This is a genomic window from Lentzea sp. NEAU-D7, assembly GCF_026242055.1.
In the GTDB taxonomy this organism is placed as follows: Bacteria; Actinomycetota; Actinomycetes; order Mycobacteriales; family Pseudonocardiaceae; genus Lentzea.
The window spans coordinates 191588-214837 of the sequence record NZ_JAPJDL010000005.1 but is presented as its reverse complement, the minus strand read 5'-3'; the positions used below and the strand labels follow the sequence as shown (position 1 = coordinate 214837).

Sequence of the window (23250 nt, the reverse complement as noted above, 5' to 3'; positions counted from 1 at the left end):
AAGGGTTCATCCTCCGTTCGTTTGCCTGGACAGCTCGACCGGTTGAGATCTGCGCATGTCCCACTCCCACGATCACCCGCACGGTGATCACGCGCACCACCACCACGAGCTAGAGCCGGTTGAGGGCAGCTGGCTCGACCCCGCGGACGACCGCCCGGCGTCCGTCGAGCGCCGCAGGTTCCTGGCGGGCCTGGGCATCGCGGCCGGCGCCGCCGGTGTCGCCGTGGCCGCCGGGACCGGCAAGGCCGAGGCGCACGTCCCGGTCAACCCGTGGGGCGGTGGTGAGCGCTGGTACGCGGGCGACCACCACATCCACACCCACTACTCCGACGACGGCCAGTACACGATCGCGCAGCAGGTCGCGAAGGCGCACGAGTTCGGCCTCGACTGGGTCGTCATCACCGACCACGGCGGCGTCGCGCACCAGAAGTTCTCGATCGACCAGATCACGCCCGACATCGAGCGCGTGCGCCGGTCGCAGCGCGACGTGCTGGTCTACCAGGGCCTGGAGTGGAACATCCCCGGCGCGGAGCACGCCACGGTGTTCCTGCCGCCCGGCAGGAACACCGTCGACATCCTCAAGGCGTTCGAGCTCTCCTACGACGGCCGCATCGCGAACAACGCCGAGTCCCTCGCCCTGGCCGCCCTGCGGTACCTGGAGGCGCAGGTCCTCTCGGGACGGACCGAGATCGCGCTGATGTTCGCGAACCACCCGTCCCGGCGCGGCGTGGACAGCCCGCACGAGATCCGCGGCTGGCGCGACGCGGCTCCCGGTGTCGCGGTCGGCATGGAGGGCGCGCCCGGTCACCAGGCCGCCGGCATGCCGAAGTCCGCGGGCGGCCCCGGCCGTGCGCGCGGCTACTACGACACGGCCGCGCCCGGTCCCGAGTCGTTCCCCGGCTATCCGCCGGAGTCCTACCGCACGCACGGCGGCTTCGACTGGATGACCGCCAAGGTCGGCGGTCTGTGGGACTCCCTGCTCGCCGAGGGGCGCCCGTGGTGGATCACCGCGAACTCGGACGTCCACCAGGTGTTCGGCGATACTCTCACGCCGGGCAAACAGGACTACGCCACCACCGGCTCCAAGGGCGCGCCGATCGACTCGGGCGTCAAGCAGACCGGCTACGGCGACTTCTTCCCCGGCCAGTACGGCTCGAACATCGTCGGCTCCCGGTCGAAGTCCTACGTGGACATCATGCGCGGCCTGCAGGCGGGCAAGGTGCTGACCGTCCACGGCCGCCTGATCGACGGCTTGCAGCTGCGCGTGCGCTCGCGCGACGACCTGCGCGGCGTGACGCTCGGCGGGCGGACGTTCGTGCGCCGCGGCGGCGACGTCGAGGTCACCATCGAGGTCGACCGCGCGTCCGGCCCGAACTTCTCCGGCGCCAGGCCGGTGCTGGCCAAGGTCGACCTGATCTCGGGCCCGGTCACCGGTCCGGCCGCCGACCGCGACCTGTTCCTCGCGCCGGAGACCACCGTCGCGAAGACGTTCGAGGTGCCGCGCACCGGCAAGATCCGGTTCTCGTACACCTTCAAGAACGTCGAGCGGTCGTTCTACCTGCGGCTGCGGGGCAGCGACGGCAAGCGGCTCACCTCGTCGGGCGACCCGATGATCGACGAGATCGCCAACTCGGACCCGTGGGCCGACCTCTGGTTCTACGCGAACCCGGTGTTCGTGGACGTGATCTGACCTCGGCTGTCCGTCGTCGGCGCGGTGGCTCCGACGACGGACAGCAGCTGCAGCTTCTCGTAGCTCTCGGTGCCCGGCGTGGCCGTGTAGACGAGCAGGAAGTGGTGCTGGTCGGGGTCGAGCAGCGTCTGGCACTGCAGTTCCAGCGTTCCGATGGCCGGGTGGACGTAGCGCTTGACCTCCTTGGGGCGGATGCCGACCTCCTGGGCGTCCCACAGCCTCCGGAACTCCTCGCTGCGGGCGAGCAGCAGGTCGGTGTACCGCGCGGCCCGCGAGCCGGGGCCGCGCCGGGTGAGGGCTTCGCGCAGGCCCGAGGCGAACATGCGGCCGAGGAACTCGTGGTCGGCGGGTTCGTACAGCGCGCGGGACGCCGGGTCGGTGAACCACCGGTAGCCGAGGCTCCTGGCCGGACCGGTGTACCGGGTCGCGTCCCCGGTGAGCGCGACGCCGAGCGGCGTCTGGCGCAGGGTCTCGCCGAGCTCGGTGACGATCTCGGCCGGGGTGTCGTGCAGCCGGTCGAAGATCCGCGCGAGGCCCGGGCTCACGTGCTCGCTGATCGCGCCGCGCGACGGCGGGGTGTGCCCGGCGAGCCGGAACAGGTGGTCGCGCTCGTCCAGCGACAGGTGCAGGCCCTGGGCGATCGCCGCGATCATCTGCTCGGACGGGTGCGTGCCCCGTTCCTGTTCCAGGCGCGCGTAGTAGTCCGCCGACATGTTGCACCGGGCGGCGACCTCTTCCCGGCGCAGCCCGCTGGTCCGGCGCCGCGGCCCGCGCGGGAGGCCGATGTCCTCGGGCTGCAACGCCTCCCTGCGGTGCCGCAGGAACGCGGCCAGGCCGGCTCGGTCGATCACGGCGGCTCCTCTCGTCTCCCCAGTTTCTAACGTGCGCGCGCTGCGGTAGCCACGGAGCGAGAGGTCCTGGATGCGGGCGCGCCGGTCCGGCCACTGTGGAGGAAGACACCACGACGAGCAGGGGAGTGCGCGATGAGCAGGGAGTTCGACATCGAGGTCCCGGACCTGACCGGCAGGCGGGCCGTCGTCACCGGCGCCAGCGACGGCGTCGGGCTCGGCATCGCGGGCCGGCTCGCGGCGGCCGGGGCCGAGGTCGTCATGCCCGTCCGCAACCAGCGCAAGGGCGAGGCCGCGATCGCCGCGATCCGGCGGCGGACCCCCGGCGCGGACGTGACCCTGCGCGCGCTCGACCTGTCCTCGCTGGCGTCGGTGGCCGCGCTGGGCGAGACGCTGCTCGCCGAGGGCAAGCCCGTCCACGTCCTCGTCAACAACGCGGGCGTCATGACCCCGCCCGAGCGGCAGACCACCGCGGACGGGTTCGAGCTGCAGTTCGGCACCAACCACCTCGGCCACTTCGCCCTCGTCGGGCACCTGCTGCCGTTGCTGAGGGCCGGTCGCGCCCGCGTGACGTCCCAGATCAGCATCGCCGCGAACCAGAACGCCATCAACTGGGACGACCTGAACTGGGAGCGGTCCTACAGCGGCGGCAAGGCCTACAGCCAGTCGAAGATCGCTCTCGGCCTGTTCGGGCTGGAGCTCGCGCGGCGCAGTGAGGCGGGCGGCTGGGGGATCACGAGCAACCTCGCCCATCCCGGCGTCGCGCCCACCAACCTGCTCGCCGCCCGTCCCGAGATCGGCCGCGCCGGCGACACGCTGGGCGTGCGCGCGATCCGGGTCCTGTCGTCGGTGGGCGTCCTCGGCACCGTAGAGTCCGCCCAGCTCCCGGCCCTGCTCGCGGCGACGGGACCCGAGGCGGGCGTGTTCTACGGCCCGAGCCGGTTCGGCCACCTGAGCGGCCCGCCCGCCGAGCAGGCCCTCTACAGCCGGCTGCGCGACGCCGACGAGGCCCGGCGCGTGTGGCAGGTGTCCGAGGAACTCCTCGCCAGGCCGTGTCCCGGAAGTCCCGTCGGGCGGCAGTAGCGGGCCCTCGCCCGCGCCTGCCACCGGACGAACTTCCGGGACACGACCTAACGGACTCCGTGCGGGCGGAACTGGACGCTGATCCTCGGCCCGACGACCTTCGAGGTCTTCGGGACGGCGTGTTCCCAGGTGCGCTGGCAGGAGCCGCCCATCACGAGCAGGTCGCCGTGCCCCAGCGCGTACTTGTGCGTCTCGCCGCCCCCTCGCGGCCGCAGCAGCAGGGCGCGCGGCGTGCCGACGCTCAGGATCGCGACCATCGTGTCCTCGGTCTGGCCGCGGCCGATCGTGTCGCCGTGCCAGGCCACGCTGTCCCGGCCGTCGCGGTAGTAGCAGAGGCCGGCGGTGGTGAACGGCTCCTTCAGCTCGGCCAGGTAGTGCCTGCTGAGCCTGTCGCGGGCCGTGGTGAGGACGTCGAAGGGGAGGGCGCCGCTGTAGAAGCAGAGCAGCCGCGGCACGTCGACCACGGTGTCGTACATCTGGCGGCGCTCGGCCCGCCACGGCACCTCGTCGACGAGCCGGTCGAACAGCGCGTCGGCGCCCGCGAGCCAGCCGGGCTGGACGTCGATCCACGCCCCGTGGCCGAGCTCGGTGCGGCGCGGGGCGAGCGGAGCCAGTTCCGGCTCCGCGTCCAGGTCGAACAGTGATCCCTGGCGCATGGAACGCAGGATAATCGAACGTGTGTTCTAGGGCCAGCTAGGGCTTCAGCGCGGCCCACACGGCGTCCGCGACGATCTCGCGCGCCTGGGCCAGGTCGAACACCCCGAGCAGGAACCGGCGCACCGACTCGTGCGCCGGCCCCATCGCCACGGGCTCCAGCGCCCACGGCGGCACGGTGCGCAGGTCGCCGGACGCCATCCGGTCGAGGAACCAGGCCAGCACCGGCGCGAACTCCGCCGTCTTGGCCGCGGGGTCGGCGTGGTCCGGTGCGGCGTAGAGGAAGCGCGCCCGGTCCGGGTTCGCCATGACCCAGTCGAGGTAGCTCAACGTCAGGCCGCGCACGCCCTCGGAGGCCGTCGAGGTCTTCAGCGCGGGGAGCATCGCGGCGACGCAGCGGGCGTAGCTGTCGGCGTAGAGCTGCGCGAACACGCCCGCACGGCTGCCGAAGTGGTGGTAGATGCTGCCGTTCGACATGCCCGACCGCTCCGTCAGTGCCGCGATCGTGACGGCGTCGAGGCCGCCTTCGCCGACGAGCTGGAGCGCCGCGTCGAGGAGAGACTGTCGTCGGTCGGACACGAGGGTTAGAGTACCGCTCTGGAGCGACGCTCCAGAGAAGGGGAGAAGCAATGGCGCTGTCGATTCCCGGCCTGCTGCGCGATCGTGTCGCGCGCACGCCCGACGCCGAGGCGATGCGGTACCGCGACGGCGGTGGCTGGGTCTCGCTGACGTGGTCCGAGCTGCAGGAGCGGGTGGCCGCCGAAGCGTTCGGGCTGGCCGGGGCGGGCCTGCGCAAGGGTGACCGCGTGGCGTTGATGGGCCCCACGAGCATCGAGTGGATCGTCACCGACCTCGCCGTGCTCGCCGCCGGCGGCGCCACCACGACGATCTACCCGAACAGCACGGCGGCGGAGGTCGCGCACGTCATCGGCGACTCCGGCAGCCGGATCGTGGTCGTGGGGACCGACGAGCACGCCGCGATGGTGCCCGACGGCGTCGAGGTGCTGCGGTTCGGCGCGGTGCCCCGGGGCTCGGGCGACTACGAGGCGCTGATCGGCGGGCTGGCGCCGGACGACCTGGCGACGCTGATCTACACCTCGGGCACGACCGGCACGCCCAAGGGTGTCGAGCTCACCCATGAGAACTGGCTGACGACGGCGGAGGCCATCGCGTCCCTGGGCATCCTGCGGCCGACGGACCTGCACTTCCTGTGGCTGCCGCTCTCGCACGCGTTCGGCAAGGTGCTGACGATGGCGATGATCGCCTCCGGCGTGCCGACCGCCGTCGACGGCAGCGTCGAGCGGATCGTGGACAACCTGGGCGAGCTGCGGCCGTCGATCGTGGCCGCCGCGCCGCGCATCTTCGAGAAGATCCACGGCCGGATCGTCGCGGGCGCGCGGGAGAAGGGCGGGATCACCGAGAAGATCTTCCGGTGGGCCGACCGCGACCACGGCCCGGCGACGCGCTGGCTCGCGGACCGCCTGGTGTACCGCAAGCTGCGCGACCGGGTGGGCGGCCGCATCCGCTACTTCGTGTCGGGCTCGGCCCCTCTCGCACCGGAGATCGCCGAGTTCTTCGAGCGCGCCGGCATCACGATCCTGGAGGGCTACGGGCTCACCGAGTCGTCCGCGGCGACGTTCTTCAACCGGCCGGGCATGATCAAGATCAGCACGGTGGGCCCGCCGATCCCCGGCATGGAGGTCAAGATCGCCGAGGACGGCGAGGTGCTGCTGCGCGGCCCCGGTGTCATGCGCGGCTACCACAACCGGCCCGACGCGACCGCCGAGTCGCTCGTCGACGGCTGGCTGCACACCGGTGACATCGGCGAGCTCGACGACGCGGGGCGGTTGAAGATCACCGACCGCAAGAAGGAGCTCATCAAGACCTCGGGCGGCAAGTACGTGGCGCCGACCAGGATCGAGAGCATGATCAACGCGGCGTCGCCGTACATCAGCAACGTGATCGTGCACGGCGACCGGCGCCAGTACTGCGTGGCGCTCGTGACGCTCGACGCGGACACCGCCGGCGGGCTCACCGACGCGGAGTCCGAGGTCGGCGACGCGATCAAGACGGTCAACGCCCAGCTCGCGCGGCACGAGACGATCAAGCGCTTCGCCGTGCTGGAACAGGACTTCAGCGTCGAGGAAGGGTTGCTCACCGCGTCGCTGAAGCCGCGGCGCCGGGAGATCGAGCGGCGCTACGCCGACGTGCTGAACGGCCTGTACTAGGGAAAGACGAACCGCCCGCCGACGGAAGTGGCGGGCGGTTCGTCAGGTGTTCGGTCAGCGACGGCCACGCGGTTCGTCGTCGCGCTCGACCTCGACGCGTTCCTTGCGGACCTCGCCCTTGACGTCCCTCTGCTCGGTGACGGCGTTCTTCTCCAGCCGGACCCGTTCGGTGGCCTCGGCGCGCTTCTGCACCACCGGTTCCTCGCGGTGCAGCGTGACCTCGGCCTGCTCGTCGGCGAACGCCCTGCCCGGCTGACCGGTGGCGGGCTCGCGGACGACCCGGACCTCCTCGTGCGTCACGGGCACGGTGATGTTGCGCTGCTCGGTCACCGTGTGCTTGACCAGCCGCACGCGGCCCGCCTCGACGTTGCGGGTACCGACGTCCAGCTTCTCCTCGGAGAGCGTGACCTCGGCGCCCTCGTCCCGCCTGCCGTGCCTGGCCGGCTGCTCGCGGTTCTCCATCGCGGCCCGCTTGCGCTCCTGCCTGCCGTCGATGCGGTCGTGCTCACCGGTCTTGGCGTGCGGGATCATGCCGTAGTGCCGGTAGAGCGCTTCCTGCTCCTCGTCCGACATGTGGTTGTCGTCGGTGTGCACGCTCGGCGCGTCCTTCACCTGCTCCTTGGACACGGGGACGGTGATGCCGCCGCCCGCCACCTCGCCCTGCTGGATCGGGACGAAGCTCTGCCGCAGACCGAACAGTCCGGTGTGGACCTCGGCCCACATGGGCTTGCCGGTGCCGTCCTCCAGCCAGATCTGCTTGACCGAGCCGATCTTCTCGCCCCTGTTGTCGATCACGTCGCAGTCGTACAGAGCCTCAACGTGCGTCTGATCGATCATCGTGCCGTCCCTCCGCCTTGGGTCTGGTTGCCTGTGCAGGCGAGGTACCCGGGACAAGGGGGCCGATCGCGGGTCACCCTCCGACCGGGTGACCCGCTCCCGCCTGGCGGTTCAGCCGAGTGGGGGACGTGAGGGCCTAGTCGCAGACCGCGCCGCGCGAGGCCGAGCCGACCAGCTTGGCGTACTTGGCGAGCACCCCGCGCTGGTAGCGCGGAGGCAGCGGAGCCCATCCCTCGCGGCGGCTGTCGAGGTCCGCGTCCACGTCGAGCGTCCCGGCGGCGACGTTCAGCGTGATCTGGTCGCCGTCGCGCACGAACGCGATGGGGCCGCCGTCGACGGCCTCCGGTGCCACGTGCCCGACGCACAGGCCCGTCGTGCCGCCGGAGAACCGGCCGTCGGTGAGCAGCAGGACGTCCTTGCCGAGGCCCGCGCCCTTGATCGCGGCGGTGATCGCGAGCATCTCGCGCATGCCCGGGCCGCCCTTGGGACCCTCGTAGCGGATGACCACGACGTCGCCCGCGGTGATGGTGCCGTCCTCCAGGGCGTCCATGGCGGCGCGCTCGCGGTCGAACACGCGGGCGGTGCCGGTGAAGACGTCCGAGTCGAAGCCCGCGGACTTGACCACGGCGCCTTCCGGGGCGAGCGAGCCCTTGAGGATCGTGATGCCGCCGGTGTGGTGGATGGGCTTGTCGAGCGCGCGCAGCACGAGGCCGTCCGGGTCGGGCGGGGCGATGTCGGCGAGGTTCTCGGCGACCGTGCGGCCGGTGACGGTGAGGCAGTCGCCGTGCAGCAGACCGGCGTCGAGCAGCGCCTTCATCACCACGGGCACGCCGCCGATGCGGTCGACGTCCGTCATGACGTGCCGGCCGAACGGCTTCACGTCGGCTAGGTGCGGCACGCGCGCGCCGATGCGGCTGAAGTCGTCCAGCGACAGCTCGACGCCGGCCTCGTGCGCGATGGCGAGCAGGTGCAGCACCGCGTTGGTGGAGCCACCGAACGCCATCACGACGGCGATCGCGTTCTCGAACGCCTCGCGCGTCATGATCTGCCGCGCCGTGATGCCCCTGCGGAGCATCTCGACCACGGCCTGGCCGGAGCGGCGCGCGAACCCGTCGCGGCGCCGGTCGGTGGCCGGGGGAGCGGCGCTGCCGGGCAGCGACATGCCCAGCGCCTCGGCCGCGCTCGCCATGGTGTTCGCGGTGTACATGCCGCCGCACGCGCCCTCGCCGGGGCAGATCGCGCGTTCGATCAGGTCGACGTCCTCACGGCTCATCAGGCCGCGCGAGCACGCCCCGACGGCCTCGAACGCGTCGATGATCGTGACTTCCTTCTCGGTGCCGTCGGTCAGCGTGACCCGGCCCGGCAGGATCGACCCCGCGTAGAGGAACACGCTGGCCAGGTCGAGCCGCGCCGCCGCCATCAGCATGCCGGGCAACGACTTGTCGCACCCCGCGAGCAGCACGGAGCCGTCGAGGCGCTCGGCCTGCATGACGGTCTCGACGCTGTCGGCGATCACCTCGCGCGAGACCAGCGAGAAGTGCATGCCCTCGTGGCCCATCGAGATGCCGTCCGACACGGAGATCGTGCCGAACTCCAGCGGGTAGCCGCCGGCCGCGTGCACGCCGTCCTTGGACGCCTTCGCGAGGCGGTCCAGCGACAGGTTGCACGGCGTGATCTCGTTCCACGACGACGCGACGCCGATCTGCGGCTTCTCCCAGTCCTCGTCGCCCATGCCGACGGCCCGGAGCATGCCGCGCGCGGCGGTGCGCTCCAGGCCGTCGGTCACGTCGCGGCTGCGTGGCTTCACGTCCGGTGTCTCGGTCATGAGCGCACGCTAGTCGCTCCCAGGACAGGTTGGCTCTAGGAGGGGTTGGCCGCGTGGGTCAGCGTCTCCCAGGCGATGAACAGGTTGTCGGTCCCGTGTGGACGCTTCGACTCGGTGTAGAGCTTGGTGTTCGCCATCGCGATGCCCAGCCGGGTGTTCAGCGCGTTGTAGCTGACCTCCGGCGTCGGCCCGAGCTCACGGCTGTAGGAGCCGCCGCACAACCACGACGGCACGGGTTCGCCGTTCTGGTACCTGGTGTGCAGGCCCCACGCGTGCCGCATGCGGTCCTTGATCTCGCCCCAGATGTCCTGGCCCTGGTGCCGCGCGGTCTCCGCGAGGTGCGAGGCGGCGGAGAGCCCGTACGCCGTGTGGGCGAAGTCGCGGCAGGTCTCCTGGGTGAGGCCGTCGACGAACGTGGACTGGTTGTGCCAGTAGGAGATGATCTCGGCCCTGGTGTCGATGCCGCTGCCCGGCGGCGTCTTCGGCAGCGCCCCGTCGGTGGTCAGGTAGATGAACGCCTGGATGCGCGTCCGGAAGATGCTCACGGCCTTGTCGTAGGCCGCGCGGTCCTCCAGGAACACGGCGATGCCGATCGACGCCTCCATCATGCTGAGCTCCCAGTTGCCGTTCGTGTTCGCGCGGCCGTTCTGGATCTCGGGCAGGTAGACGTTCCGCAGCATCGTGCCGAACCGGGCGCTGTTCGGCCACGTCCCGTAGACGTGCTTCATGATCTCGGCGGCCTTGGGCCAGCTGCTGGCCGACCACGCGGTCTGCAGCGGGGCGTTGGAGTTGGTGTGGTCGCGGATGGTGGCGGACCAGGCGTCCATGATCTGGATGGCCTTGGCCGCGTACCGGGCGTCGCGGGTGACGTACCAGGCCAGCGACAGCGTGTAGGCGGCGAGGGCGTCCTCGCGTTCGTCGGTGCAGCCGTTGTTGGGATTGCTGACGGGCCCGCACTCCACGACGGCCCGCGGTTTCGGCGTGCGGTTCAGGTCGGCGTACTTCGACGCCATCATGCGGTCGTAGGCGGTCTTCCACGGCTGGGCGCCGGCCAGGACCTTGGTGCGCATGAAGTCGAGCTGCGGCCGGGAGACCACGACTCCGGGGTGGACGAACGTCGCCGGTGCCGCCTGGGCGGTGACCGGGACCAGTAGGGATGCCAGCAGGGCGATCAAGACCGTGCAGGAACGGGTGACCATGCGGCCAGTGTTAGTGGTCTATACCTTTGGGGTCAATCATTCCGGAACAACGTTCACGCTGGTGAACCGGTTCACGTGGCTGAACGGCCCGGCCGGGCGGAATCGCGGTGGAAGTCGGGGCTTCGGCGCGCGAAGCTGCCGTTCATGAGCTCTCAGCACTTCGTCTTCCTCGACCCCGACGGCAGCGCCGGTGACGGCTGGCTGCACACGGTGGTCGAGGCGAAGACCGGGGTCGTCTACCAGCAGCAGTACGGAGGAACCGCCTGTTGGCTGGGACAGGTGGAGGGTTTCCTCGTGCCGCTGTCCGGCCCGGAAGGGCTGAGGGCTCTGCGCGAGCTGTTCGAGAGGGACCTGCGCGGTGCGGGCGCCTGGGGCCGCGATTGGTCGGACGCCGAGCGGGGCAGGCTGCGCGAGATCGTCGCGATGATCGGGTACTGGGCGTGCGACGGGTCCGAGGAGGAGCCGAGCGTCCTGCGGCTGGACGAGAGCCGGATGCGGGACGCCGACGAGGCGTGGATCCCGGTGATCACGCCGGACGGGCCCGGCGTGCTGCTGTGGTGCAACTCGGACTGACGCTCCACTGTGGCCGGACAGCGAAGAGCCCGGTGCGCGGGAGGGGCACCGGGCTCTTCAGAACTACGAGGTCAGAGCGTCACTCGCGGCACTTCTTGCCGGTGTTGACGCAGTTGACGAGGCGGTTCATGATCTTCTGCGACATCACGTTCGCGAAGTCGTCGTGGTCGGTGAGCGGGTTGTGCTCCTCCTCCGGGAAGGAGTCGACCAGGTAGCGACCTTCCTTCTGGACGTCGAGCGGGATGTTGTAGGTCAGGGAGATGCGCAGCTGCGGAACGGCCTTGAAGCCGTTCTTGCACTTGCCGTTCTGGTCGGGGAACACGATGTGGTCGCGGTGGTTCGCGGAGTCGATGTTCTTGCCGTCCCAGCAGCTCGGGAAGTCGTGCACGCGCTTGACCTTCGAGCCCTGCGGGCAGATCGGGTACTTGTCCATGAGGACCTTGTCCTCGAAGCCCGTGCAGGTCCAGGACGCCTTGGCGTTCTTCGGGCCGTTCTGGCCGGCCTTGGCGTCACCGTAGAGAACGCGGAGGAACTTCGGCATCGCGACGACCTTGCCGGTCGGGCTGCCGCGGAACGTCAGGTCGACGACGGCGGGGCGCTGGATCTCGCCCTCGTTGCCCTCGAGCTCGTTGTTCGCGTTCTCCTCGGGGTTGTTCTGGTTCTTCTTGTCCTCGGTGCCCTCGGCCTGGGCGGCCTCGGCGTTCTCGCCGCCGTCGTCGAGACCCTTCTCGCCGGCGGCCTTGTCCTGCACCGCACAGGCGGCGGCCGGGTTCAGGTCGGGAGCCTGCTTGCCCTGGCGGCTGAACGCCAGCATCATCCGGTTCAGGATCGCGGCGCGCTTCTCGCGCGTCGGGCCGACGATGATGTTGTCGCGGTCCTGGGCCTTGACCTGCTCGAGCCTCTTCTCGGCCTCGGCGGTCACCTTCTCGATGTTCTCGAGCTCGCGGTCGATCTCCGCCTGGGCCGCGTCCGGCACGTCCTCGGGCAGCAGCGACGCGACGTCGGGGCACTCGAGCTGGGCAGCTTCCTTGGCCGCCTTGTCCTTGTCCTGCTGGGCCTTGTCGTCCTTCTTCGGCGGGGCCTGCTCCGCGGGCGGTGCGGCCTCCTCCGGCTCCTCGTCGGTGATGCGGACGACCGGCCAGAAGTAGGCGGACTTGTCACCGTTCTTGCAGGTCGTGCCCGCAGCCTGCAGCGACTTGTTGTTGGAGTCCGCGTTCGTCGAGAGGTTGCCGACGTAGTCGTGCAGGTGCTGGGCACCGTTGCGGACACCGGGCTGCGCGATGAAGTTGTCCGGGTTGAAGTGCCCGTTCTCGTTCCGGCCGCAGTCGACGGTGAACGTGCCTGTGGTGGCGTCGTTCTCCGGCTTCGGTTTCTTGACGTTCGGCTTCACCTTGGTGATGTCGACGAACAAGCTCTTGTCCGGACCGTCGGCGAGCGCGGCGCCATCAGAAGAACTGATGGCCACCACCGCGGCACCGCCCGCGACCACGGCCATCGCCGCCGCGGCGGCGGTGAGCCAGATCGTGGATTTCCTCCGGTGAATAGCCATTTGCCACCTCGTGGTAGTCCGATAAAACGGCATGGTGAAGCTGACGGCGGTATGGGGCCGCTATCTTCGGGATGAACCTGGGTGTGCTGTTTGCGTTAGTACGAACGAGATTTCCGCCGTGATTTCTTCGATCGGGATATCATTCGCATCCCCACCAGCGCGAGCGCGAGCACCGCGATGGCGCCGAAGAAGACACCGTTGTTGTCCCCGAACACGCCCTGTTCGGCGGTGCGGGTGAACCTGGTGCCCTGCGGCACGGTCGGGATCACGCCGTCGGTCGGGTTCGCCGACCGCTCGGCCGCCTGGTCACCCGTCGGTTCCGGAGTTCCGGAATCGTTCGCGGGCGGCGGGGGCGCGAGCGGCTGTGGCGATTCCAGTCCGGCGAAGTCGACGCGACCGGTCTCCTCGAGCACCTTCATGTGGTCGAAGACGGTGATCATCGCTTGCGTGGAAAGGATGCGGATGAGCTCGTTCTTGGTGCCGGCCCGGATCTGCGCGGCGTAGGCGTAGACCTTGCCGTGCGCCGCGCGGAGCCGGTTGGCGAAGACGGCGTCGAACTCGTCGCCGTTCGCCGCGTCCATCTCGGCGAGCCAGCCCTTCTGCTCGTCCGAGGCCTCCGCGGGCAACGTGTGGCCGAGCAGGACGCCCGCCCGGTTCACCACGTTGTCCAGGAGGGTGTGCCCCTCGATGAGGTGCTTGCAGGCCTCTTGGATCTTGGGCTGGTCGGCCCGCTTGGCCTTGCCCTTCTCGCCCGCGGGCTTCTCCCACAGCCCGGCCTGCTTGACGCGGTTCATGAAGTCCCGGTCGGCCGGTCCGAGCGGCCCCCACTGCGTCTGGACGACCTCGTCGCCCTTGCCGCCGCTGTCCGGCGGCGGCGTGGAGATGGGGGCGGACGGCGTGGAGGGCTGTCCGGCAGCGGTTCCGGTGTTCAGGAGCACCGCCAGCGCACAGCCTGCCAGCGCGACCATCAGTCGCGTCGGCTTCGCCAAGTCCATGGGGAGTCGCACGAACGGGAATACGGCCAGGAATGGGAACCCGCCTCAGTTCGAGACGTCGCCGTTACCGAAACGTTATCGAAGCGGCCGCAACCCCCGCCGCATCTGGTCCGAATGCCCGGTCATAGGGTCGTGAGCATGAGCAAGCGTTTTGTGGCGTTGGGAGACTCGTTCACCGAAGGTGTGGGCGACGAAGACGCTGGTCGTCCCAACGGTGTCCGGGGCTGGGCGGACCGCGTCGCCGACGTGATGGGTGCGGCGGACCCCGAGTTCACCTACGCCAACCTGGCCGTACGCGGCCGGTTGCTGCCGCAGGTGCTCGGCGAGCAGCTCGAACGGGCGCTGGCGATGAAGCCGGACCTGGTCTCGCTCTACGCGGGCGGCAACGACCTCATGCGGCCCAAAGTGGACATCGACGCGTTGATGCGCCGCTACCGCGCTGCCGTCGCGCGCCTGACCAACGCGGGCGCGCGCGTGATCCTCTTCACCGGCGTCGACGGTGGTGACGACCCGGTGTTCCGCAAGATGCGCGGTCGCGTGGCCATCTACAACGAGCACGTGCGCGCGATCGCGGCCGAGCACGCGTGCGTGCTGGGCGACATGTGGAACATGCGTCAGCTGCGCGACCGCCGCATGTGGTCGCCGGACCGGCTGCACCTCAACTCGGCCGGGCACGCGGAGGTCGCGATCACCGTCCTGGACGCTCTCGGCGTCCCGCACTCGCTGGAGCGCACGGTGCTGGGCATGGCCCCGCTGGTCGACCGCCGCGTCCGGCGCGCGGAGGACTGGAAGTGGGCGCGCGAGCACGTCGTGCCGTGGGTGATGCGGCGGGTGCGCGGCGAGTCGTCCGGAGACGTGATCCGGCCGCGCCGTCCGGAACTGCTGCCGCCCTCGTAGGTAGAACGTGTTACTTGGCGCGGTCGCTCATAACGAGGCGACCGCGCTTTGGTGACGGATTTCCTTGCGATTGTTTGCATGTAGAACGCGTTCTAGAAGCTGCATAGATCTGGATGGATGCAGATCTCTAGCGTCAGTGCGCATGCGTCGCAGGACCGCACTGATCGCACTGACGATCTGCGCGTTGATCGCCGGATGCGGGAGCAGGCTCACCGACGAGCAACGCGCAGCGCTCGTCGTGCCGCAGGGAGGGTCGGCCGGCACCCAGGACGGTGCGGTGACCGGCGAGGACGGTGCGGTCTCCGAAGGCACCGCGGAGCAGCCGGGCGCCGCGAACCCGCAGCAGCCCGACAAGAAGCCCAATCCGCCCGGCAGCATCGCGGGCGGCTGCCAGGGCACCGGCGGCGCCACGGACAAGGGCGTCACGGCCGGCGAGATCACGATCGCCAACATCTCCGACATCAGCGGCCCGGTGCCCGGCATCTTCCAGTCGGCCCAGCAGGCCACCAAGGCGTTCGTCGAGTACTTCAACACCACCCAGGGCTCGGTGTGCGGGCGCAAGCTCAAGCTCGTCTCGTTCGACTCCCGCACCGACAGCGGTGGCGACCAGCAGGCCACCTCCCAGGCCTGCGAACAGGCCTTCGCGCTGGTGGGCTCGATGTCCGCGTTCGACCAGGGCGGCGGGCCCGCCGCCGCCGGCTGCGGGATACCCGACCTGCGGGCCTCGACCGTCACCGCGCAACGCCAGCGCACGCCCGTGAGCTTCGGCGTGGCGTCGAACGTCGTGAACCTCGTGTCCTCGGCCGGTCCGGACCTGGTCAAGTCGAGCTTCCCCGGCGGCGTCGGCGCCGCGGCCTACCTCTACCTCAACGCCGACGCGAGCGCGCAGAACGCCCGCAGCATGCAGAAGGCGGCCGAGGCGCGCGGGATCAAGTTCGTCTACTCGCAGGCCATCGACATCACCGACGTCAACTACGCGCCGTACGTGGCGAAGCTGAAGGAGACCGGCACCAAGATCGTGTACTGGATCGGCTCGGCGCAGTACGCGGTGCGGTTGCAGCAGGCCATGCGGCAGCAGGGGTACACGCCGGAGGCGTTCATCACCGACCCGTCCGCGTACGACCCGCAGTACGTCAAGCAGGGAGGCGCGGCGGTCGACGGGACCGTCGTCTACACGAACGGCGCGCTGTTCGAGGAGTCGAACGGCCAGGTGGCGCTGTACAAGCAGTGGCTGGGACGGGTGGCGCCCGGCGCCGCGCCCTCGTACTTCGGGATGTTCGCCTGGGCGGCTGCCCGGTTGTTCGTGACCACGGCGGCGAAGGTCGGTCCGCAGCTGACCCGCAAGGCGATGGTCGAGGCGGTGCGCGGGGTGCACGACTTCACCGCCGAGGGCATGGTCGCGCCGCAGGACGTCGGCGGTAAGCGGACTTCGGCGTGCATGACGCTGGTGCGCCTGAAGGGCGGGACGTGGAGCCGGTTGGCGCCCGCCTCGGGGTACTCGTGCGGGACGTTGATCGACACGGGGGTGGGCGGATGACCGCTCTCCTCGCCTACACCATCTTCGGCCTCGTCACCGGCGGCGCGTACGCCGTCGTCGCCGGCGGCCTGGTGCTGACCTACAGCACCTCCAAGGTCTTCAACGTCGGCCACGGCGCCATCGGCATGGTCATGGCGTTCCTCTACTGGGAGCTCGCCGAGAACCGCGGCCTGCCCCAGTGGCTCGCGCTGCTGCTCGTGGCCGGCGTGTGCGCGCCGCTGTTCGGGCTGGTGGTCGAGCGGTTCGTCATGCGCCGGCTCGCGGGCGCGCCGGTCGGGATCACGCTGGTGGCCGGGGTCGGGCTGCTGGTCGGGCTGATCGGGGTGGCGCAGGTCGTGTGGCCGCCGCAGGCGCGTCCGGTGCGGCCGTTCCTCGACCAGCTCGGCGTCCACGTCGGGCAGTCGTTCGTCAGCGGGCACGACCTGGTGACGCTGGCGTGCGCGGTGCTCGTCGCGGGCGGGCTGTACGTGCTGCTGAACCGGACGCGGACCGGGCTCGCGATGCGGGCCTGCGTCGACGCGCCGGAACTGGCCGCGCTCTACGGGACCCGGCCGACCAGGCTGTCGGCGCTGAGCTGGGCGATCGGGTCGGCGCTCGCGGCACTCGGCGGCATCCTGCTCACACCGGTCGTGCAGCTCGACTACGTGACGATGACGTTGCTCGTGATCACCGCGTACACGGCCGCGCTGGTGGGCCGGTTGCGGAGTCTGCCGTGGACGTTCGCCGGCGCGCTCGGGCTTGGGCTGGTGCAGTCCTACGCGGTGGCGTACCTGCCGTCGTCGCCGTTCTGGATCTCCTTCCGGGCCGCGATTCCGGCCCTGCTGCTGTTCGTGGTGCTGCTCGCGATGCCGCAGTCACCGCTGCGGATAGGTGGCGTCCGGGGATCGCGTGGCGTGGCCGTGCCGACCGCGCTCACGACCGGCGTGAGCGCCGGGCTCTTCGCGGGTGTGGTCGTCGTGCTGGCGTTGCTGGTGGACCCGGTGGTGGCCGGGCAGCTCGCGCTGGCGCTGGTGTTCGGGATCGTGCTGCTGTCGATGGTCCTGCTCACCGGCTACGGCGGTGTGGTGTCGCTGGGGCAGTTCACGTTCGTCGGCGTGGGCGCGGTGACGGTGGCGCGGCTCGGCGGTCCGTCGCCCGTGACGCTGCTGATCGGCGCCGGGGTCGCGGCGGCGGTCGGGGCGCTGATCGCGTTGACGGCGCTGCGGGTCAGCGGGCTGTACCTGGCGCTGGCGACGCTGGGGTTCGCGCAGCTCATGGACAAGCTCGTGCTCCAGTCGCCGGTCGCGTTCGGTGTGCGGGGCAGCCTGCAGGTGCCGAGGCTGGTCGAGTCGGCGACCGCTCAGCTGCTGCTGGCCGCGGCCGTCTTCGTCGTGGTCGGCGTCGGTGTGCTGGCCGTGCGGCGCGGCCGGCTCGGGCGGCGGATGATCGCGGTCAAGGACAGTCCGGCGGCGTGCGCGACGCTCGGGCTGAACGTGCGCTGGATCCGGGTGTGGGTGTTCTCCCTGTCGGCGGCGATCGCGGGGCTCGCGGGCGGGTTGTTCGCGCAGCTGCGGGAGACCGTCGCGGCGAGCGACTTCCAGCTGTTCAACAACCTGCCGCTGCTGCTGTTCGCGGTGATCGCGGGCGTGACGTCGGTGTCGGGCGCGTTGCTCGGCGGGGTGCTGCTGATGCTGCTCCCCGTGCTGCAGAGCGGTTTCCCGGCGTTCGCGGGAGTGGCGGTCGTGCTGCTCGGGGTGGCGGCCGCCGGGCTCGCGCGTGATCCCAACGGGCTGGTCAGCTGGGGTTTCCGGGTCTGGTCCTGGCGGCGCGCATGAGCACGTTGCGGGTGGAGGGCGTGACGGTCCGCTTCGGCGAGGTGACCGCGGTCGACGACGTGTCGCTGATCGTCGAACCCGGCGTCACCGGCCTGATCGGGCCCAACGGCGCCGGCAAGACGACGTTGTTCGACGTGATCAGCGGGCTGCGCAGGCCGACGGCCGGGCGGGTGCTGCTCGACGACGAGGACATCACCGGCAGGGGACCGCACCAGCGGTCGAGGCTGGGCGTCGCGCGCACGTTCCAGCGGCTCGAGGTCTTCGGGTCGCTGACTGTGTGGGAGAACGTGGTGGTGGCGCTCGAAAGCCGCCGCAGGCCCGCGAAGCTGGCCCAGGAGCTGCTGGCGCGGGTCGGGATCGCGGAGTTCGCGGGCAACCAGGCCGACACCGTCCCGACCGGCGCCGCGCGCCTGCTGGAACTGGCTCGCGCGCTCGCCACCGATCCACGCCTGCTGCTGCTGGACGAACCGTCGTCCGGCCTCGACCGCGCGGAGACCGACGCGTTCGGTGAGCTGCTGCGGCAACTGAGCGCCGAGGGCCGTTCGGTCGTGCTGGTCGAGCACGACATGGACCTCGTGATGGGCTACTGCGACCACGTGCACGTGCTGAACCTGGGACGGCTGCTGGTCTCCGGCACGCCCGACGCCGTCCGTGCGCACGAGGGTGTCCGGGAGGCGTACCTCGGATGATCGACCTGACGAACGTCCACGCCGGTTACGGCCGGATCGAGGTGCTGCGCGGGGTCTCGCTGACGGTGCCGCGCGGCACCGTCACCGCGTTGCTCGGTCCGAACGGCGCCGGCAAGTCCACGCTGGTCAAGGTCCTCAGTGGACAGATCAGGGCCACCTCCGGTCACGTCCACCTGGGCGGGGTGCACGTCAACGACGCCGCGCCGGACGAGCTCGCCCGCGCCGGCCTGTGCACGATCCCGGAGGGCCGCGCGATCTTCCCGAACCTGACGGTGGCGGAGAACCTGAGGCTGATGCGCGGGGACGCCGAGCTGGTCTACCAGCGGTTCCCGAAGCTCAAGGCGCGCCGCGGGCAGCTCGCGGGCTCGATGTCCGGCGGCGAGCAGCAGATGCTCGCGTTCTCCCGCGCACTGGTCACCGACCCGGCCGTGCTCGTGATCGACGAACTCTCGATGGGCCTCGCGCCGGTGATCGTCGCCGAGCTGTACGAGGTCGTGGGGGAGCTGGCGCGGTCCGGCGTCACGATGCTGATAGTCGAGCAGTTCGCCGAGACCGCCTCGGCAGTCGCCGACCAGGTCGTCGTGATGACGCACGGAGAGATCTCCGCCGACGGCGACCTGGCCACCGTCTACTTCGGAGGGACGTCATGAGGTACGCGCTCGTCCTGCTGCTCCTCCTGCTGTCCCCGGCACCCGCGAAGGCGGACATCGGCGGGTTCACGCTGACCGCCCGCGCCGCGCCGGTGTCCGTGCTGCTGCACACCGACCTGATCCCGGTGCCAGCCGAACCGCAGGGCGAGGCGCACCTCTCCTACACGCAGACGGAACTGGGCTCCGGCCCGATCGGCCGGTCGGTCGCCAGCTCGCTGTGGCCGGGCGCGGCCGTCGGCACCGGCCTGCCGCAGCTGCTCGGCTTCGCCTACCCGGTGCAGGCCAACGCCGCCCATCCCGGCGGTCCGGCGGACCAGTCCCAGCCGGGCATGAAGGCGACCGCGGGAGCCGCGAAGGCGGAGTCCTACGCGGGGGCGAAGCAGGAGGTGCCGTTCCTGCTGACCGCCGACGGCCTGTCGTCGAGCAGCGTCAGCTCGGCGGGCGCGTCCGAGGCCCGCTCGGCCGCCGTCACGTCCGCGCAGACGATCTCGCTGCTGGCCGGCCTGGTCGTGCTGTCGGGCGTGAAGTTCGAGTCCGTCGCCGTGAGCGACGGCAGCAAGGGGAGCGGCACGAGCACGTTCTCCATCGCCGAGTTCACCGTGCTGGGCCAGAAGTTCCCGGTCAAGGCCCCGGACGCGCCGCCGGACGGACTGCTGAAGGCGTTGGAGCCACTGGGAATCACCCTCACCTGGCCCACCGCCGCGACCAAGCTGGAAGGCACTGCGGCGACGTCCTCCAGCCGAGGCCTCACCCTCACCGTCGACGTGCTGGCGTTGCGCACCAGGCTCGGCCTCGGCGGAATCCTGGACGGCCTCCTGGCCCCGTTGCTGCCCAAGGAACTCGTGCCGCTGCTCAACCCGCTGCGCAAGATGGTGGTGGTCGTGGGCGACACCGAGGCCGTCGCAAACGCTTCCGCCTCGACATCTCCGGCACCACCGGACGCACCGGCCCCGATCGTGCCCGTGGTGCCGCCCGCCGCGGACACCGCACCACCACCGGCGCTGGGCGCGCCTCCGGTCGCGGGTGTGACTCCGCCCAAGACGGTCACACCGGTCGCGTCCGCGCGCACCAAGCCCCGTTCGCTGCTCGACTTCCCCGGCGTACCGGCGCTGCTGGTGCTCACCGGTCTCGGGGTCGCCGCGGCGGGAGCGTTCGGCATGAAGTCGTTCGGCACCTTCCTGCTGGGCGGCGGTCCCTGTCCCTCCGGGCACCCGACCGGTGTCCCCGACCTCCGCAACGGGTGAGCGATGACGATCCAGGACCGGCGCCGCGCACGGATGCGAAGCGGGCTCGGGCTCGCGGGCACGATGCTGATGACGGCGGGGATCGCGGCGATCCTCTTCGCCTGGTGGGGTGTCGCGCACACCGGCTACACGTTCGAGCAGATCCCGTACGTCGTGTCGGGCGGCATCCTTGGCGTCGGGCTGATCGGCGTCGGCGGGTTCCTCTACTTCGGATCGTGGCTCACGAAGCTCGTGGAGGAGCAGCGGCAGACCACCTACGCCCTGCTGCAACTGCTCGAGGAGCGCGACCGCGAACGGGCCGAGCGCACCAGCGTCCTGTGACGGCTGGCTCTGACAAGCGCGGACGATGTCCGGTTCATCCTCTTGAACAGGTGGTTTAGACCAGTTAACGTGCCCGCATCACGTTCCCCCTGCACGTGAACGGAGCACCATGAAGAAGTTTCGCTGGCAGATCCTGACCCTGGGTCTGGCGCTGGCCACAGTGGTCGGAGGCGTCGCCGCCGCCCCCGCGAGCGGCGCGTCGGGTGTGACGGCGGCGTTCACCAAGACGTCGGACTGGGGCACCGGCTACGAGGCCAAGTACACGATCTCCAACAGCGGCGGGTCCGCGCTCTCGTCGTGGACCGTCGAGTTCACGCTGCCGAGCGGGCAGTCGATCGCGTCGCTGTGGGACGGCAGCTACGGAGCCAACGGCCAGAACATCACCGTCCGCAACACCTGGAACGGCAGTGTTCCCGTGGGCGGCTCGGTGAGCTTCGGTTTCACCGTGAAGGGGTCCGGCGGGACCCCGTCCGGCTGCAAGGTCAACGGCGGCTCCTGCGACGGCACCGGCAACCCGCCGACCACGACCACGACGACCACCACGACGACGTCGAACCCGCCGGTGCCCGGCACCGGCCGCGGCGCGCCCTACCTGTACCTGGGCTGGGGCAACCCGCAGAGCGCGACGGAGGTCATGAGCAAGACCGGCGTCAAGTGGTTCACCCTCGCGTTCGTCCTGTCCAGCGGCGGGTGCACCCCGTCGTGGGACGGCCAGCGTCCGCTGACCGGCGGCGCCGACCAGCAGGCGATCAACGCCATCCGCGCGGCCGGTGGTGACGTCGTGCCGTCGTTCGGCGGCTGGAGCGGCAACAAGCTGGGCCCGAACTGCTCGACCCCCGAGGCGCTGGCCGGCGCGTACCAGCAGGTCATCAACGCCTACGGGCTCAAGGCCATCGACATCGACATCGAGAACACCGACGAGTTCGAGAACACCGTCGTGGCCGACCGGATCGTCAACGCCCTGCGGATCGTCAAGCAGAACAACCCGGGCATCCAGACGATCATCACCTTCGGCACCTCGACCACCGGCCCGAACTTCTACGGCGCCCGGCTGATCGACCAGGCCAAGGCGCTGAACGCGAACATCGACGTGTTCACGATCATGCCGTTCGACTTCGGCAGCTCCAACATCCGCACCGACACCATCAACGCGGCCACGGGGCTGAAGAACAAGCTCAAGTCGACCTTCGGCTGGAGCGACGCCGAGGCGTTCAGGCACGTCGGCATCTCGGGCATGAACGGCCTGTCGGACCAGCGCGAGCTGACCACGGTCGACGACTGGACCGCGATCCGCGACTGGTCGAAGGCCAACGGCCTCGGGCGGCTGGCCTTCTGGTCGGTCAACCGCGACCGCGGCGGCTGCGACGGCCAGGTGTCCGCGAGCTGCTCCGGCATCCCGCAGTCCGAGCTGGAGTTCACGAAGATCACCGCGGGTTTCTAGGTGACTACCGGCCGTCAGCGCCATTTAATCGGTGGCGCTGGCGGCCTAGTCTTGACCCATGCGACGACGACATTGATCTTCAACTGATCTTTCCCGAACCGCGACGGCGTGGGCGTGGTGCTCGCACCTCGTCCCGATCTACGCGCTGTACGCGTTGCTCTTCGCCGACAGCGGGCTGTCGGACGCCTCCATCTCGGTGCTGCTCGCGATCTGGTCGCTGACCTCGGTCGTGTTCGAGGTGCCGTCGGGCGCGCTCGCGGACCGCTTCTCGCGGCGGGGCTGTCTGATCGCCTCCGGTGTGCTGCAGGCCTGCGGTTACGCGGCCTGGGTGCTGTTCCCGTCGTTCTGGGGGTTCGCGGCCGGGTTCGTGCTGTGGGGCCTGGGCGGCACGCTGCAGTCCGGTGCCTTCGAGGCGCTGCTCTACGACGGGCTGGCGGCCAACGGCGACGAGGACCGGTACGGACCGCTCAACGCCCGCGTCGACACCATCGAGCTGATCGCGCAGGTCCCGGTCGCGGTCGTCGCCACCGCGCTGTTCTCGTTCGGCGGGTACGAGCTGGCCGGCTGGGCGTCGGTCGCGATGTGCCTCGCGTCGTCGGTGATCGCGGCCCGTTTCCCCGAACCGGAACGCGACGACGAGGACGACGACGAACTCGGGTACCTCGCGACGCTGAAGACCGGACTGCGCGCGTCCGTGCCGATCAAACGTGCCGTGCTCGCGGTGGCCCTGGTGTACGCGATCGACGCGTTCGAGGAGTACTTCACGCTGCTGGCGCAGGACTGGCACGTGCCGACGGTGTGGGTGCCGATGGCGACGATCGGCGTGCCGCTGATGGGAGCCGCCGGTGCCTCGCTCGCCGGGCGGTTGCCGTTCCGCGGCTGGGTGCTGTTCGCCTCGGGCGCGTTGCTGGTCGCGGCGGCACTGCTGGCCGTGCCGCTCGCGATCGTCCTCCTGGGACTGTTCTACGGCCTCTACCGGTTCGTGCTCGTGCACGTGGAAACCGAACTCCAGCACCGGATCACCTCCGACGCCCGTGCCACGGTGACGTCCGTGGCCGCGATCGGCTCGGAGTTCGTGGCGTTCGCGGTCTACGGGCTGTGGGTGCTGGGCTCGGCCTTCGCCATCGGCGTGCTGGTCCTGGTGGTGGCGTTCGTGGTCCGGCGCCGATGAGGCGG

The 23250-nt window shown here is 70.5% G+C and carries 21 protein-coding genes; 13 read left to right on the top strand and 8 right to left on the bottom strand.

Going from position 1 to position 23250, the window contains the following annotated elements; all coding sequences use genetic code 11:
- Positions 1 to 55 precede the first annotated feature (55 nt).
- On the top strand, positions 56 to 1690 hold the full coding sequence (locus ORI60_RS13460; protein WP_266037543.1) for a PHP domain-containing protein: 1635 nt from the start codon (positions 56 to 58) through the stop codon (positions 1688 to 1690).
- On the opposite strand, the gene ORI60_RS13455 is transcribed toward ORI60_RS13460, so the two are convergent.
- Positions 1657 to 2541, bottom strand: coding sequence for a helix-turn-helix transcriptional regulator (locus ORI60_RS13455; RefSeq protein ID WP_266037541.1), 885 nt, complete (start codon positions 2539 to 2541; stop codon positions 1657 to 1659). The two genes, ORI60_RS13460 and ORI60_RS13455, sit on opposite strands and share 34 nt — an antisense overlap.
- A gap of 132 nt (positions 2542 to 2673) precedes the next feature.
- Here ORI60_RS13455 and ORI60_RS13450 point away from each other — a divergent pair, with 132 nt between their 5' ends.
- On the top strand, positions 2674 to 3621 hold the full coding sequence (locus tag ORI60_RS13450; protein ID WP_266037540.1) for an SDR family oxidoreductase: 948 nt from the start codon (positions 2674 to 2676) through the stop codon (positions 3619 to 3621).
- Between the two features lie 47 nt (positions 3622 to 3668).
- Here the strand turns inward: ORI60_RS13450 and ORI60_RS13445 are convergent, their stop codons facing one another.
- On the bottom strand, positions 3669 to 4277 hold the full coding sequence (locus ORI60_RS13445; RefSeq protein ID WP_266037539.1) for an alpha-ketoglutarate-dependent dioxygenase AlkB: 609 nt from the start codon (positions 4275 to 4277) through the stop codon (positions 3669 to 3671).
- 37 nt (positions 4278 to 4314) lie between these two features.
- Complete coding sequence (locus tag ORI60_RS13440) at positions 4315 to 4854, bottom strand: TetR/AcrR family transcriptional regulator (RefSeq protein WP_266037538.1); 540 nt, start codon at positions 4852 to 4854, stop codon at positions 4315 to 4317.
- Positions 4855 to 4904: 50 nt separating this feature from the next.
- Between ORI60_RS13440 and ORI60_RS13435 the strand changes: the two genes are divergently transcribed.
- Positions 4905 to 6503 carry an AMP-dependent synthetase/ligase gene (locus tag ORI60_RS13435; protein ID WP_266037537.1) on the top strand — a complete coding sequence of 533 codons (1599 nt, stop codon included), beginning with the start codon at positions 4905 to 4907 and terminating at the stop codon, positions 6501 to 6503.
- Between the two features lie 54 nt (positions 6504 to 6557).
- Here ORI60_RS13435 and ORI60_RS13430 read toward each other — a convergent pair whose 3' ends face one another.
- The 3 genes from ORI60_RS13430 to ORI60_RS13420 form a co-directional block, all read right to left on the bottom strand.
- Positions 6558 to 7340 carry a PRC and DUF2382 domain-containing protein gene (locus tag ORI60_RS13430; RefSeq protein WP_266037536.1) on the bottom strand — a complete coding sequence of 261 codons (783 nt, stop codon included), beginning with the start codon at positions 7338 to 7340 and terminating at the stop codon, positions 6558 to 6560.
- Between the two features lie 136 nt (positions 7341 to 7476).
- Positions 7477 to 9165 carry a dihydroxy-acid dehydratase gene (gene ilvD / locus ORI60_RS13425; protein WP_266037535.1) on the bottom strand — a complete coding sequence of 563 codons (1689 nt, stop codon included), beginning with the start codon at positions 9163 to 9165 and terminating at the stop codon, positions 7477 to 7479.
- A gap of 35 nt (positions 9166 to 9200) precedes the next feature.
- Complete coding sequence (locus tag ORI60_RS13420; protein ID WP_266037534.1) at positions 9201 to 10364, bottom strand: alginate lyase family protein; 1164 nt, start codon at positions 10362 to 10364, stop codon at positions 9201 to 9203.
- A gap of 144 nt (positions 10365 to 10508) precedes the next feature.
- Between ORI60_RS13420 and ORI60_RS13415 the strand changes: the two genes are divergently transcribed.
- Entirely contained in the window at positions 10509 to 10937 is a 429-nt protein-coding gene (locus ORI60_RS13415; protein WP_266037533.1) for a DUF6210 family protein, read from the top strand.
- 79 nt (positions 10938 to 11016) lie between these two features.
- Here ORI60_RS13415 and ORI60_RS13410 read toward each other — a convergent pair whose 3' ends face one another.
- Both ORI60_RS13410 and ORI60_RS13405 read right to left on the bottom strand, forming a co-directional pair.
- On the bottom strand, positions 11017 to 12486 hold the full coding sequence (locus ORI60_RS13410) for a DUF1996 domain-containing protein (protein ID WP_266037532.1): 1470 nt from the start codon (positions 12484 to 12486) through the stop codon (positions 11017 to 11019).
- A 95-nt stretch (positions 12487 to 12581) separates the two neighbouring features.
- Positions 12582 to 13481, bottom strand: coding sequence for a DUF4142 domain-containing protein (locus ORI60_RS13405; protein ID WP_266037530.1), 900 nt, complete (start codon positions 13479 to 13481; stop codon positions 12582 to 12584).
- 138 nt (positions 13482 to 13619) lie between these two features.
- Between ORI60_RS13405 and ORI60_RS13400 the strand changes: the two genes are divergently transcribed.
- The 9 genes from ORI60_RS13400 (at position 13620) to ORI60_RS13360 (ending at position 23245) form a co-directional block, all read left to right on the top strand.
- Complete coding sequence (locus ORI60_RS13400) at positions 13620 to 14378, top strand: SGNH/GDSL hydrolase family protein (RefSeq protein ID WP_266037529.1); 759 nt, start codon at positions 13620 to 13622, stop codon at positions 14376 to 14378.
- 142 nt (positions 14379 to 14520) lie between these two features.
- A complete protein-coding gene (locus ORI60_RS13395) occupies positions 14521 to 15915 on the top strand; it encodes an ABC transporter substrate-binding protein (RefSeq protein WP_266037528.1) in 1395 nt (464 codons plus the stop codon).
- Complete coding sequence (locus ORI60_RS13390; protein ID WP_266037527.1) at positions 15912 to 17729, top strand: ABC transporter permease; 1818 nt, start codon at positions 15912 to 15914, stop codon at positions 17727 to 17729. The genes ORI60_RS13395 and ORI60_RS13390 overlap by 4 nt, the downstream gene beginning before the upstream one ends.
- Complete coding sequence (locus tag ORI60_RS13385) at positions 17726 to 18418, top strand: ABC transporter ATP-binding protein (RefSeq protein ID WP_266037526.1); 693 nt, start codon at positions 17726 to 17728, stop codon at positions 18416 to 18418. The genes ORI60_RS13390 and ORI60_RS13385 overlap by 4 nt, the downstream gene beginning before the upstream one ends.
- Positions 18415 to 19068: an ABC transporter ATP-binding protein gene (locus ORI60_RS13380; RefSeq protein WP_266037525.1), complete on the top strand. Its 654-nt coding sequence runs from the start codon at positions 18415 to 18417 to the stop codon at positions 19066 to 19068. Before ORI60_RS13385 ends, ORI60_RS13380 begins: the two co-directional genes overlap by 4 nt.
- Positions 19065 to 20312, top strand: a complete 1248-nt coding sequence (locus ORI60_RS13375) for a choice-of-anchor P family protein (RefSeq protein WP_266037523.1) — start codon at positions 19065 to 19067, stop codon at positions 20310 to 20312. Before ORI60_RS13380 ends, ORI60_RS13375 begins: the two co-directional genes overlap by 4 nt.
- Before the next feature lie 3 nt (positions 20313 to 20315).
- Positions 20316 to 20633, top strand: coding sequence for a hypothetical protein (locus ORI60_RS13370; protein WP_266037521.1), 318 nt, complete (start codon positions 20316 to 20318; stop codon positions 20631 to 20633).
- A gap of 109 nt (positions 20634 to 20742) precedes the next feature.
- On the top strand, positions 20743 to 22074 hold the full coding sequence (locus tag ORI60_RS13365; RefSeq protein WP_266037520.1) for a cellulose binding domain-containing protein: 1332 nt from the start codon (positions 20743 to 20745) through the stop codon (positions 22072 to 22074).
- Between the two features lie 154 nt (positions 22075 to 22228).
- Positions 22229 to 23245, top strand: coding sequence for an MFS transporter (locus ORI60_RS13360; protein WP_266037519.1), 1017 nt, complete (start codon positions 22229 to 22231; stop codon positions 23243 to 23245).
- Positions 23246 to 23250: the final 5 nt, after the last annotated feature.

Coding starts and splice junctions, on each gene's coding strand:
- ORI60_RS13460 (WP_266037543.1), top strand. CDS start 56: ATGTCCCACTCCCACGATCACCCGCACGGTGATCACGCGCACCACCAC.
- ORI60_RS13450 (WP_266037540.1), top strand. CDS start 2,674: ATGAGCAGGGAGTTCGACATCGAGGTCCCGGACCTGACCGGCAGGCGG.
- ORI60_RS13445 (WP_266037539.1), bottom strand. CDS start 4,277: ATGCGCCAGGGATCACTGTTCGACCTGGACGCGGAGCCGGAACTGGCT.
- ORI60_RS13435 (WP_266037537.1), top strand. CDS start 4,905: ATGGCGCTGTCGATTCCCGGCCTGCTGCGCGATCGTGTCGCGCGCACG.
- ORI60_RS13430 (WP_266037536.1), bottom strand. CDS start 7,340: ATGATCGATCAGACGCACGTTGAGGCTCTGTACGACTGCGACGTGATC.
- ilvD (WP_266037535.1), bottom strand. CDS start 9,165: ATGACCGAGACACCGGACGTGAAGCCACGCAGCCGCGACGTGACCGAC.
- ORI60_RS13420 (WP_266037534.1), bottom strand. CDS start 10,364: ATGGTCACCCGTTCCTGCACGGTCTTGATCGCCCTGCTGGCATCCCTA.
- ORI60_RS13415 (WP_266037533.1), top strand. CDS start 10,509: ATGAGCTCTCAGCACTTCGTCTTCCTCGACCCCGACGGCAGCGCCGGT.
- ORI60_RS13410 (WP_266037532.1), bottom strand. CDS start 12,486: ATGGCTATTCACCGGAGGAAATCCACGATCTGGCTCACCGCCGCCGCG.
- ORI60_RS13405 (WP_266037530.1), bottom strand. CDS start 13,481: ATGGACTTGGCGAAGCCGACGCGACTGATGGTCGCGCTGGCAGGCTGT.
- ORI60_RS13400 (WP_266037529.1), top strand. CDS start 13,620: ATGAGCAAGCGTTTTGTGGCGTTGGGAGACTCGTTCACCGAAGGTGTG.
- ORI60_RS13395 (WP_266037528.1), top strand. CDS start 14,521: ATGCGTCGCAGGACCGCACTGATCGCACTGACGATCTGCGCGTTGATC.
- ORI60_RS13390 (WP_266037527.1), top strand. CDS start 15,912: ATGACCGCTCTCCTCGCCTACACCATCTTCGGCCTCGTCACCGGCGGC.
- ORI60_RS13385 (WP_266037526.1), top strand. CDS start 17,726: ATGAGCACGTTGCGGGTGGAGGGCGTGACGGTCCGCTTCGGCGAGGTG.
- ORI60_RS13380 (WP_266037525.1), top strand. CDS start 18,415: ATGATCGACCTGACGAACGTCCACGCCGGTTACGGCCGGATCGAGGTG.
- ORI60_RS13375 (WP_266037523.1), top strand. CDS start 19,065: ATGAGGTACGCGCTCGTCCTGCTGCTCCTCCTGCTGTCCCCGGCACCC.
- ORI60_RS13370 (WP_266037521.1), top strand. CDS start 20,316: ATGACGATCCAGGACCGGCGCCGCGCACGGATGCGAAGCGGGCTCGGG.
- ORI60_RS13365 (WP_266037520.1), top strand. CDS start 20,743: ATGAAGAAGTTTCGCTGGCAGATCCTGACCCTGGGTCTGGCGCTGGCC.